Genomic DNA, 11,302 nt, shown 5'->3' with positions numbered 1-11,302 from the left:
CCGTCTTGTCCCCGGGCCGCGCACCGGCGGCGGGGACGAGGGGCGTTGCCCGGCCGAGGGATCGCTGCCCGGACGCTCCGCGGCCGGCGGCGGGACCGGTGGCAGCGGGATCTGGCGCTGCCGCTCCTCGACGGGACCGTCGCCGTTCACACCGGGCTCCGCGTCGGCGGCAGCGGCACGCCCTCGGGCTCCTCGGCCGCCCCGCGGCGGCGGCGCAGCAGGAAGAGCACCAGCCGGCGCAGGAACAGCAGGCCGAGCAGGGCCCCGGCGCCGATCGTGATGATCAGCGAGATCGAGCCGTAGGCGGTGCTGCGGACCTGGAGCTCCACCGACTCGCCCAGCGGATCGCCGTCGGGGGTGGTGAGGGTCGCGACCACGCCGAACCGGCCGGACTGGCGCACCTCCGCGGGGACCTCCAGCGTCGTCCGCTGGTCGGGGGCCAGCACCGGCGCCCCGATGTCGGAGACGGTGAGCGCGTTGCCCCGGGTCTGCAGCCGCAGCTCCACCTGCACGGCGAACGGCAGGTCGTTGTGGACGGTCAGCACCAACGGGGCGTCGGTCGAGGCGAGGCTGTAGGTGCCGTCGGCCGGGGAGAGCAGGGTGACCTGCCGGCGCAGCCCGTCGAACGTCGTCCGCAGCTCGTCGGCCGCGGCCCGGAACCCCTCCGGGTCGTCGCGCCAGGCCGCGGACGCCGTGCGCGACACCGCGGCGTCGTAGCCGGCGAGCGCGATCGCGGGGTCGTCGACGACGGCGCCGGCCAGGGCGTCGCGGATGCCGACCGCCGTGACGACGTCGGCCATTCCGTCGGGCTCCAGGCCGCCCGGCTCGGCGGGCGTCGCCAGCTCCCCGGTCGGGCGGGACGGGCCGTCGCCGAGCTGGGCGACCGTGGCCGGGCGCAGCCAGGGCAGCTGGGCCGAGGCGGCGATCATGGCGCTCACGGCGGCGGGATCGGCGTCGACCTCGCGCGGCGGGGCGACGAGGACGCTCTGCCCGGCGGCGGGGTCGGCACCGGGAGTCAGCCCCATGAGGGCCAGCTCGGCGACGTAGCGCTGCTCGACGACCCGCGCCCCCGTCGGCGTCTCCAGCACCGACCCGACCAGTCCGCCCAGCCCGCTGTCGGCGACGAGCGCGTCCAGCTGGCCGTCCCCGGTCGGCACCGTCGTCCGGGCGGCGGCGCCCCCGGTGTCCAGGCCGAGGGCGGCCGAGCCGTCGGTCAGGCCGCTCGGGGCGAGGACCACCTCGTCCATCCCGCCGGCCCGCAGCGTCGCGAGGGTGTCCGCCCGCACCGAGCCGCCGACCGCCCAGGCCAGGTCGGTGCGCGGCTCGGTCCCGAGAGCCTCCCGCACGACCTCCGCGCCGGCGCCGGTGCCCTCGCCGGCCGCGGTGGTCCCCGGGGCGTCCTCCGCCGTGCCCTCGGGGGAGCCGGGCAGGCTCCGGGTGACCACGTCGGGCAGGCCGGCGGCGGTGAGGGCGTCGGCGTCGACGTCTCCGTAGGGCAGCGCGACCACCGGGTGGTCGGCGGCGACGGCGCGCAGCCGGTCGAGGAACGCCGCGGCGTCCTCGGTGCCCCGCCCGGCGTCGTCCTCGCCGGCCACGTCGTAGGGGCCGGCGGCCATGATCTCGAGCTCCTCGACCAGCGCGGGGTCGACGGCGAGGGTCACGGGGGCCACCGGCACCGGGTCGCCGCCCTCGGGCGGGAGGGCCTCGGGCAGCCGCTCGACCGCGGCCAGCGCCCGGTCGAGCCGTCCGTCGGCGGCCACCTGCCCGGCGAGTCCGTCGTCGACGAAGTCGCCGTCGGCGTTGCGGTGGGTGCGCTCGACGAGGGGCCACAGCCACGCGACGCTGGTCAGCCCGGCCGGTTGCGCGGCCGGCTGGACGAGGAACGTGGAGACCTCGCCGACCCGCCGCCGCTCGCCGTCGGCCGCCGCGCCGTTGAGGTTGAGCAGCACGGGGTAGACGCCGTCGCGGTCGATCCGCAGCTCGTCCGTGGTCGTGGTGAGGAGGAAGGCCACCGTGTCCCCGGGCTCGAGCTCGCCGGAGACCTCCTGGAACGGCGTCGCGACGACGCTGTACGGATCGGGGTCGGCGTCGGTGCCGCGGAGCTCGGCGCGGGTGTCGACCAGCTCGCCGCGCTGCAGGCGGACGTCGAGGTCGGTGAGCGTCTCGGTGCCGGTGTTGGTCAGCGTGCCGCCGACGGTGACCACGGCCCCGGGCGTGAGGGTGCGCGGCTCGATGCGGTCGACCTCGATCTGCACCGGGCGGCCGGGGTCGCTGGTGTCGTCGTCGGTCACCGGGATCTCCTCGCCCGGTGCGGCGAGCGCCGGTGCGGCGGCGGCCAGGGTCACCAGCGGAGCGCCCAGCAGCCCGGCCAGGACGGCGCCGACCGCCGTCCGACCGCCGGCTCGCCGCCGGCGGCGGTGCGGAGCGGACCGGCCACCGGCGCGCCCGGCAGCCGACCCGATCACGACAGCTCCCCGCCGGGGTCCTGCGTCCTGCCTGGTCGCGCGGGCCGGTTCACGCGGTGTCGGCGAGGAGCGCGGGTGCCCGCTCGACCAGCGCCCGCTCGTCGGCGTACGCGAGCCGGCCGCTCAGCTCGTCGAGGGGCACCCAGGCGACCTCGGTGACCTCGATGTCGGCGTCGGACAGGGCTCCGCCGATGGCGCGGAGCAGGAAGTGGTGCACGGTCTTGTGCACGCGGCGGCCGTCGGCGACGAACCAGAAGTCGATGATCCCCAGGGGTGCGACGACCTCGCCGATGATCCCGGTCTCCTCGGCGACCTCCCGGACGGCGGTGTCCTCGGGGGTCTCGCCCTCCTCGATGTGGCCCTTGGGGAGGGACCACAGCAGCCGGCCGCGACGGTCGGTGCGCCCGATGAGTGCAGCCCGCGGCCCCGTGATGGGGTCGTCTGCCACCACGAGGCCCCCGGCGGAGGTCTCGTCGACCCGGCGCAACCGGCGGCCGGGGCGCCCGCGCCCGCCCGTCCCAGCCATGCCAGGAGGGTAGCGCGCGCCACGCCACTACCCTGGATCGTCGTGTCCGCTGAGCCCCCGAGTCGCCCTGACCCCGAGCCGGTCCCCCCGGCAGTTCAGGAGACGGTGCGGCACCTCGTCGACGTCTCCCCCGTGCTGACCCGGCTCGGCGAGCGCTTCACCGCCGCCGGCTTCGAGGTGCACCTGGTGGGCGGGTCGGTGCGGGACGCGCTGCTGGCCGCCGGCTCGGGCGGCCCGCGCGAGCCCGGTGACCTCGACCTGACCACCGACGCCCGCCCCGAGCAGGTGCTCGAGCTGCTGCGCGGGGTGGCCAGTTCCACGTGGAACACGGGGATCGCCTTCGGCACGGTCGGGGCGGAGGTGGCCGGCGTCCGGCTGGAGATCACCACCTTCCGGGCCGACCGCTACGACCGCGAGTCGCGCAACCCCGACGTCGCCTGGGGCGACTCGCTCGTCGACGACCTCGCCCGGCGGGACTTCACCGTCAACGCGATGGCCGTCTCGCTGGGACCCGACCGCGCGGTCACCGACCCGTACGGCGGGCTCGGTGACCTGCTGGCGAGCCGGCTGCGGACACCCGGCACCGCGGCCGACTCCTTCGCCGACGACCCGCTGCGGATGCTGCGCGCCGTCCGGTTCGTGGCCCAGTTGGGGCTGACGCCGTCCGACGACGTCGTCGAGGCGATGACGTCGATGTCGGGTGCGCTCGAGCGGATCACCCCCGAGCGGGTGCAGGCGGAGCTGTCCAAGACGCTGCTGCAGGACCGTCCGCGGGCGGCGCTGGAGCTCTTCGTGGCCACCCGCCTGGCCGACGTCGTCCTGCCGGAGCTGTCGAAGCTGCGCATGGAGATCGACGAGCACCACCAGCACAAGGACGTCTACGCCCACTCCCTCACCGTGCTCGACCAGGCGATCGCGCTGGAGAAGGCGGACCCGGACGCCGGGTCGCCCGACCTCGTGCTGCGGCTGGCCGCGCTGCTGCACGACGTCGGGAAGCCGGACACCCGGCGGCACGAGGCGCGCGGGCGGGTGTCCTTCCACCACCACGAGGTGGTCGGCGCGAAGCTGGTGCGCAAGCGGCTGCAGGCGCTGCGGTACTCGAAGGAGATCACCGAGTCCGTCGCCCGGCTGACCTTCCTGCACCTGCGGTTCCACGGCTACGGCCGCGGCGAGTGGACCGACTCGGCAGTGCGCCGCTACGTCACCGACGCCGGCGACCTGCTGTCCCGGCTGCACAAGCTGGTCCGCTCGGACTGCACGACCCGCAACAGGAAGCGGGCCGCCGCACTGGCGGCGACGTACGACTCGCTGGAGCAGCGGATCGCGGAGCTGTCGGCCGCCGAGGACCTCGCCCGCGTGCGCCCGGACCTCGACGGCAACGCGATCATGGAGATCCTCGGCATCCCGCCGGGCCGGGAGGTCGGCGAGGCGTGGAAGCACCTGAAGAACCTCCGGCTCGAGCGCGGCCCGCTGGACCGGGACGAGGCCGAGGCCGAGCTCCGCGCCTGGGCACGAGCGCATGGAGTGGGATCGCAGGCGTAACGCCCGCGGAACTCCTCCATGCCGGGCGCCCTGTGGACAACGCACCGGCGTCCGCGGCGACCCGCCACACGATGTGCCGGTGCCGACGTCGTCCGTCTTCCCGCCGGGACTGGTGGTGGCTCGCCGTGAGCTCCTCCGGGAGCGGGGCATCAGCAACGACCGGATCAGGACGGCGCTGCGCACCGGCCGATGGCAGGAGCCGGTGCGCGGGGTCGTGGTCGGGCACAGCGGCGCGCTGACGCAGCGGGAGCGCTGGCTGGTCGGTCTCGCGTTCGGCGGCGAGGACTCCTGCCTGTCCCACCACAGCGCGCTGCTCCTCTGGGGTGCCCGGGCTCAGGAGCTGGCCGCCGGACGCCGGGTCGCCGGGGCCCTCGGGAACTACCGCGCCCAGCCGGAAGGCGGTCTCGTCGAGATCTCCCGCCCGCACGGGCAGCACATGTCCTCGCACGGTCTGGTCGTCGTGCACCAGAGCCGGCGGCCGCTCGAGGCGGTGGTGCTCTCAGGACTGCGGACGACGAGCGCCGCACGCGCCGCGATCGACGTGGCTCTCACCTGCCGCCGGCGGCGGGACATCGACCACGTCATCTCCGACGTGCTGCAGAGAGGGCTGGCCACGGTCGACGACCTCGTCCGGGAGAGGCGGCTGGCCGGTCGGGGACTGCGCGCCGCCCTCGCGGATGCCCGGCGCGGCATGCGCTCGGTCGGCGAGAGCGACCTGCGGCGGGTCGTCCTCGCCGCCGGTCTGCCGGAACCGGAGTGGAACGCGCCGATCGAGACGGCTGCGGGCACGTACTTCGTCGATGCGCTGTGGCGGCACAAGCGGGTGGCTGCCGAGGCCGACGGGCTCGCCTACCACCTCAGTGCACGGGACTGGGGTGCGGACCTGCGTCGCCAGAACGCCATCCACGGTGCCGGAGTGGTCCTCCTGCGCTTCCCCGTCCGGCGGCTGAGGGACGAGGAGCGGGCCTGCGGAGACGAGCTGAGGCCCCTGGTGGCGTGATGGAGGGGATTCGTTGGGGTGACGCCCGCGAATCCACTCCGTCAGCGGCTCAGGAGGGCGGTCAGGGCGTAGAGGGTGCCGACGGCGACGACGACGGCGGGCGAGACCCCCGACTCCGGCAGCAGCGCCGCCGCCGCGACCAGGGCCACCACGTAGGCCACGTTCACCAGGGTGTCGTAGACCGAGAACACCCGGCCGCGGACGTCGTCCTCGATCGACTCTTGCAGCGTGCTGTCGACGCAGATCTTCACGCCCTGGCCCACGAACCCGACCACGAACCCGGCGAGGACGACGGTCGGTGCGCGGAACGGCAGCCCGAGCGCGATCAGCAGCGGCCCGGCCGCGGCCAGCAGCAGCGTGACCCACCGCCGCCGGCCCACGCGCCGCACCGCGACCGGCGTGACGACGGCGGCCAGCAGGGTCCCGGTCGCGCCCGCCGCCAGCGCCACGCCCAGCCCGGCCAGCCCGCCCGGCACCGGTCCCTCCGCCGCCAGCGTGTTGCGGAACAGCAGCAGGGTCATCAGCGTGACGACGCCGAAGCACAGCCGGTGCACGGTGATGACGGCCAGCGCGGTCCGGGCGGGTGGACGCGCCCAGGCGTGCCGGGCACCGGCGACCATCCCGGCGACGACGTCCCGCACCGTCATCCGCGCCGCGGCGGCCGCGGCGCCGTCCGGTCCCAGGCCCCCGCGCCCGAAGCCGGCGGCCACCAGCGCCGCCAGCACGTAGGGCACCGCGGCGGCCAGCGCCATGACCGCGTAGGCGGTGTCCCCGGCCGCGGCCAGCTGCACCAGCCCGACCGCGACCGCGCCGCCGACCACCGTGGCCACCGCTCCGGACGTCGTCGCCACCGCGTTCGCCGACACGAGGGAGCCGGTGGTGTGCGGGAGGGCCGCCGACAACGCGGAGAGGACGAACCGGGCGACGGCGAACACGAGCAGGCCGGCGAGGTGGAACGGGACGCCTCCGACGCCGCCCCACACCAGCGCCGCGACGAGCCCGACCAGCGCGGCCCGCACCAGGTTGGCCCACAGCAGCACCTGCCGGCGGCTCCACCGGTCCAGCCAGACGCCGGCGAACGGGCCGACCAGCGAGTAGGGCAGCAGCAGGACGGCGAACCCCGCGGCGACGTCGACGGGGTCGGCCGCGCGCTGCGGGTTGAACACGATGGTGCCGGCGAGCGCGGCCTGCAGGACGCCGTCGCCGAACTGGGCGGACAGCCGCGTGCCGAGCAGCCGCCGGAAGTCCGGCAGCGCCAGCAGGTGGCGCACGGTCGTCCCCGCCTGCCGCACCCGGTCACCCTACGGTGGGCGACACCTCTCACAGGGTGGACGACGGGCCGCAGGAGTCGCCGGATCCGCGACGTCTGCGCCCTCCCTGGAGCGCCGTGGTGGGGCACACTGGACGCGATGACTCCCCCGCCCTCGTCCGACTCCGAACCCGGCCGGCCCGCACGGCCAGCGACGGGACGACGTCCTGCGGATGCGGTGCCCTCGCTCTCGATCGGCTCGCTGGACGACGTCTGCCCGGGCTCCCTGCTCGTGGCGATGCCGACGCTCACCGACCCGACCTTCGCGGGCACCGTCGTGTTCGTCCTCGACCACAACGAGAGCGGCACGCTGGGCGTCGTCCTCGGCCGGCCCAGCCAGGTCGAGATCCGCGACGTGCTCCCCGGGTGGTGCGACCTCGCCGTCGACCCCGGGGTGTTCCACGTGGGCGGCCCCTGCGAGACCGACACCGCCCTGTGCCTGGCGGTCTGCCCGGGTGCCACGCCCGGTGAGGACAGCGGCCTGCGCCGGGTCGCCGGCGACGTCCACCTCGTCGACCTCGACGCCGACCCCGTCGCGCTCGACGGGCAGGTGCGGGGGCTGCGGGTCTTCGCGGGCTACGCCGGCTGGTCGCCGGGGCAGCTGGCCGGCGAGATCGTCGAGGGGGCGTGGGCGTGCGTGCCCGGCTCCCCCGACGACGTGCTGAGCGAGCTGGCCGGCCCCGAGCTGTGGCGGCGGGTCCTGGGCCGGCAGACCGGCCGGCTGGCGGTGCTCTCCACCGCGCCGTGCGACCCGACGGCCAACTGAGGGTCACGACTCGGTATCGGAGTACCTGCGCCCCCGCCCCCCATCTGGTAAGAAGTGGAGCTGGAAGGGGCGGTCTGGGGAAGAGGCCGCCCCTTCCGCACGTCCCGGCCCGGTCGGTTCACAGCCCGACGGTCGCCGCGACCTCCGGGTAGGCGGTCCCGTCGACCGTCTGCTCCGCCGCCGGCACCGTGATCTCGCGCGGACCGTGGTCCGACAGCGTCACCGTCACGTCGTGCTCCTGCTCCGGCAGCCGGGTGGCGAACTGGACGAGCAGGTCGGTCGAGCTGTCGACGGCGACCGACCACCCCGACTCCGAGGCGTAGACCGCGGTGAGCTCGCCGTCGATCGACCGGTCGCCCTGCCAGGTGTAGTCCTCGCTGCGGAAGACGCCGGGGTCGTCGGCCTCTGCGGCGGACAGGTTGAGCACCAGCCGCAGCAGGACGTCGGTGAGCGGCGACTCCTCCGACGTCGCCAGGGGCCGGCGCACGTAGGCCGCCTCGGGCAGCCCCGCGGCGGCCAGCGCGTCGGTCAGGCCCGGCACGTCGCCGAACCAGACCTCGCCGGTGGTGAAGAAGAGCGTGCGGGTGTCCTCGGGGCGCGCGTCGCCGTGGGTGGTCACCGCCTGGGCCCGGCCGACCGAGCCGGAGAAGTCCACCTCGCCGGTCAGCGTCAGGACGGTGCTCTCGCCGTAGGGGGCGGTGACGACGAAGTCCGCGCCGCCCTGCTCGTGGTTGCGCAGCAGCAGGTCGGCCAGGACGCCGGCCTCCTCGACCGTCACCGGGTCCCCGGTCACGCGCTGGTCGTCAGCTCCGGAGCACCCGGTCAGCAGCGCCAGCACGACCCCCACGGCCGGCAGCAACGGGCGGCGGTGCGGGGGCATGCTGATCAGGGTAGGCAGCGCCACCTGGCGCAACGGCGACCCACGCGGGACCGGAACGCGACAGGGCCCGCCCCACGAGGGGACGGGCCCTGCCGGACCCCCTGCAGGGTCCCGCCGCGAACCTGCGAGCGACGGGGGCAGGGGGTCCTTCTTCAGCGCTCGACGTCGCCGCGGATGAAGGCCTCGACGGCGTCGCGGGCCTCGCTGTCGTCGTACTGCACCGGCGGGCTCTTCATGAAGTACGAGGACGCCGACAGGATCGGGCCGCCGATGCCGCGGTCCTTGGCGATCTTCGCGGCGCGGACGGCGTCGATGATGATGCCGGCCGAGTTCGGGGAGTCCCAGACCTCGAGCTTGTACTCCAGGTTCAGCGGGACGTCGCCGAACGCGCGGCCCTCGAGGCGCACGTAGGCCCACTTGCGGTCGGTCAGCCACGGCACGTGGTCCGACGGGCCGATGTGCACGTTGCCGGCGCCCATGTCGCGGTCGACCTGGCTGGTGACCGACTGGGTCTTGGAGATCTTCTTCGACTCCAGCCGCTCGCGCTCGAGCATGTTCTTGAAGTCCATGTTGCCGCCGACGTTGAGCTGCATCGTGCGGTCGAGCTGGACGCCGCGGTCCTCGAACAGCTTGGCCAGGACCCGGTGGGTGATGGTGGCGCCGACCTGGCTCTTGATGTCGTCACCGACGATCGGGACGCCGGCGGCGGTGAACTTGTCCGCCCACTCCTGGGTGCCGGCGATGAAGACCGGCAGCGCGTTCACGAACGCCACACCCGCGTCGATGGCGCACTGGGCGTAGAACTCCGCCGCCTGCTGCGAGCCCACCGGCAGGTAGCAGACCAGGACGTCGGCGCCGGACTCGCGCAGCGCGGCGACGACGTCGACCGGCTGCTCGTCGGACTCGTCGACCATCTCGCGGTAGTACTTGCCGAGGCCGTCCAGCGTGGTGCCGCGCTGGACCGGGACGCCGAGCGGCGGCACGTCGCAGATCTTGATGGTGTTGTTCTCGCTGGCGACGATGGCCTCGGAGAGGTCCCGGCCGACCTTCTTGGCGTCGACGTCGAACGCGGCGACGAACTCGATGTCGGAGACGTGGTACTCGCCGAACCGGACGTGCATCAGACCCGGCACCGACGTCGTCTCGTCGGCGTCCCGGTAGTAGTGCACGCCCTGCACGAGCGAGGCGGCGCAGTTGCCGGCGCCGACGATGGCGACCTTGACAGAACCCATGGAGTTCTCCTTCTTCCTTCTAGGACCGCGAGCGGTCGGTGTTCGGACCGGGCGGGGTCCCGGTGGGAGCGTCGGGACGGGGCGCAGCCCCGTCGGTGGGTGGGGTCGGCTCGGGGCCGGACGCCGTGGTCTCGGCGCCGCCCTGCCGCTCGATGTCGATCAGTTCCGAGAGCCAGCGGACCTCCCGGTCCACCGACTCCAGGCCGTGGCGCTGCAGCTCGAGGGTGTAGCGGTCGAGCCGCTCGCGGGTCCGCGCCAGTGAGGCCCGCAGGCCCTCCCGCTGCCGCTCGACGGTGCGGCGGCGCCCCTCGAGGACGCGCAGCCGCACGTCCGCGGCGGTGTGCCGGAAGAACGCCAGGCGGACGCCGAAGGCGCCGCTGTCGTCGTACGCCTCCGGGCCGGTCTGGCTGACCAGCTCGTGGAAGCGCTCCTTGCCCTCCGCGGTGATCGTGTAGACCACCTTCCCGCGGCGACCGGTGAGCGCCGGGGCGTCGGCCGGGAGCAGTGCGCGCGGGTCGGGCTCGTCGGTGGTGACGTACCCGGCCGCGTGCAGCCGCTTGAGCGCGGGGTACAAGGACCCGTAGGAGATGCTGCGCAGCCCGCCGAGCACCTGTGCGAGCTGTTTGCGCAGCTCGTAGCCGTGCATCGGTGACTGGTGCAGCAGGCCCAGGATGGCGAACTCGAGCACGTCGCCTCCCCTTCGCGCCACGGACCGATGTATCGGGACGATACATCGGCAGGTGTCTGTCAGTACACCGGCGGGTGGACGGGAGGCGCCCGGAGCGACCGGGGCACCGCGTCGCCTCGGCTGCCGGTGTCGGCTCCGGTGCGTACATTGACGCCGTGCCCGGACGACGATCCGTCGTGGACTACTCGCTGCAGCGGCGAGCCGTGCTCGCCGACGTGTACGCCGGACGCACGGGGCTCTTCGAGGTCTGCGACGCCAGTCCCTACCTCACCCGGGCGGCCAAGTACCACGGCGAGGCGACCGACGTCGCCTGTCCGGTCTGCCGCAAGGACCGCATCACGCTGGTCAACTACGTCTACGGCGAGCACCTCGGCCCCACGGCCGGCCAGGCCAAGACCCAGGCCGAGCTCGCCCGGATGGACGCGATGCAGGAGGAGTTCTCCGTCTACGCCGTCCAGGTGTGCCGCGGGTGCGGGTGGAACCACCTGGACTGCTCCTACGTCCTGGGTGCCGAACCCGACCCGAGCCGCCAGCCCCGCCGGACGCGTCGCCGGGCTGCGACGGAGTAGTCCGCGTCACTCCTGGGAACATCGAGGACCCTGATACGGCGTTGTCCTGGTGGGGCCCGGCTGCTCGCTGCCGCGCCGCGGGTCCTCCCCGCTCCCACAGCTGAAGACGCCACCCTGGGCTTCTGCACGACTACCGTCGGTGAGAGCCCACTGAGACGAAGCCAGAGAGGGGCCCCTTTTCGTGCCTCCCCACGACGAGACCACACCGGTCGGGCCGCAGGGCGGCCCGCCGCGGCGGCCGGAGCCCGGCCGCCGCGCGATCGGTGGGAGCGGCGCACGGCGGCCATCGGCCGACCGTGGGGGCCGCACGGCGGCGGCCCGCAGC

The 11,302-nt window shown here is 74.7% G+C and carries 10 protein-coding genes; 4 read left to right on the top strand and 6 right to left on the bottom strand.

Annotation, left to right across the window (positions count from 1 at the left end):
* Positions 1–146: 146 nt before the first annotated feature.
* The gene (locus MY526_RS26205; RefSeq protein WP_436705409.1) at positions 147–2,465 is read right to left on the bottom strand and encodes a DUF6049 family protein; all 2,319 of its coding nucleotides are present in this window, start codon (positions 2,463–2,465) and stop codon (positions 147–149) included.
* A gap of 49 nt (positions 2,466–2,514) precedes the next feature.
* The gene (locus MY526_RS26200; RefSeq protein WP_436695812.1) at positions 2,515–2,991 is read right to left on the bottom strand and encodes an NUDIX hydrolase; all 477 of its coding nucleotides are present in this window, start codon (positions 2,989–2,991) and stop codon (positions 2,515–2,517) included.
* Between the two features lie 105 nt (positions 2,992–3,096).
* Between MY526_RS26200 and MY526_RS26195 the strand changes: the two genes are divergently transcribed.
* Together MY526_RS26195 and MY526_RS26190 are read left to right on the top strand one after the other, a co-directional pair.
* Complete coding sequence (locus tag MY526_RS26195) at positions 3,097–4,533, top strand: CCA tRNA nucleotidyltransferase (protein WP_436705408.1); 1,437 nt, start codon at positions 3,097–3,099, stop codon at positions 4,531–4,533.
* A 79-nt stretch (positions 4,534–4,612) separates the two neighbouring features.
* On the top strand, positions 4,613–5,533 hold the full coding sequence (locus MY526_RS26190; RefSeq protein WP_436705407.1) for a hypothetical protein: 921 nt from the start codon (positions 4,613–4,615) through the stop codon (positions 5,531–5,533).
* Positions 5,534–5,574: 41 nt separating this feature from the next.
* On the opposite strand, the gene MY526_RS26185 is transcribed toward MY526_RS26190, so the two are convergent.
* The gene (locus tag MY526_RS26185) at positions 5,575–6,825 is read right to left on the bottom strand and encodes an MFS transporter (protein WP_436705406.1); all 1,251 of its coding nucleotides are present in this window, start codon (positions 6,823–6,825) and stop codon (positions 5,575–5,577) included.
* 195 nt (positions 6,826–7,020) lie between these two features.
* Between MY526_RS26185 and MY526_RS26180 the strand changes: the two genes are divergently transcribed.
* On the top strand, positions 7,021–7,608 hold the full coding sequence (locus tag MY526_RS26180; RefSeq protein ID WP_436695816.1) for a YqgE/AlgH family protein: 588 nt from the start codon (positions 7,021–7,023) through the stop codon (positions 7,606–7,608).
* Positions 7,609–7,726: 118 nt separating this feature from the next.
* On the opposite strand, the gene MY526_RS26175 is transcribed toward MY526_RS26180, so the two are convergent.
* From MY526_RS26175 to MY526_RS26165, 3 genes are all read right to left on the bottom strand, one after another.
* Complete coding sequence (locus MY526_RS26175) at positions 7,727–8,488, bottom strand: hypothetical protein (RefSeq protein WP_436695817.1); 762 nt, start codon at positions 8,486–8,488, stop codon at positions 7,727–7,729.
* A 152-nt stretch (positions 8,489–8,640) separates the two neighbouring features.
* Positions 8,641–9,720, bottom strand: coding sequence for an inositol-3-phosphate synthase (locus MY526_RS26170; RefSeq protein WP_436695818.1), 1,080 nt, complete (start codon positions 9,718–9,720; stop codon positions 8,641–8,643).
* A 19-nt stretch (positions 9,721–9,739) separates the two neighbouring features.
* A complete protein-coding gene (locus MY526_RS26165) occupies positions 9,740–10,408 on the bottom strand; it encodes a PadR family transcriptional regulator (protein WP_436695819.1) in 669 nt (222 codons plus the stop codon).
* A 155-nt stretch (positions 10,409–10,563) separates the two neighbouring features.
* On the opposite strand from MY526_RS26165, the gene MY526_RS26160 reads away from it, so the two are divergent.
* The gene (locus MY526_RS26160; RefSeq protein ID WP_436695820.1) at positions 10,564–10,977 is read left to right on the top strand and encodes a DUF5318 family protein; all 414 of its coding nucleotides are present in this window, start codon (positions 10,564–10,566) and stop codon (positions 10,975–10,977) included.
* Positions 10,978–11,302 lie beyond the last annotated feature (325 nt).

The organism is Geodermatophilus sp. CPCC 205761 (assembly GCF_051383655.1).
In the GTDB taxonomy this organism is placed as follows: Bacteria; Actinomycetota; Actinomycetes; order Mycobacteriales; family Geodermatophilaceae; genus Geodermatophilus.
Note: the sequence above shows the minus strand (reverse complement) of the source record. Positions and strands in the feature narration are given on the sequence as shown.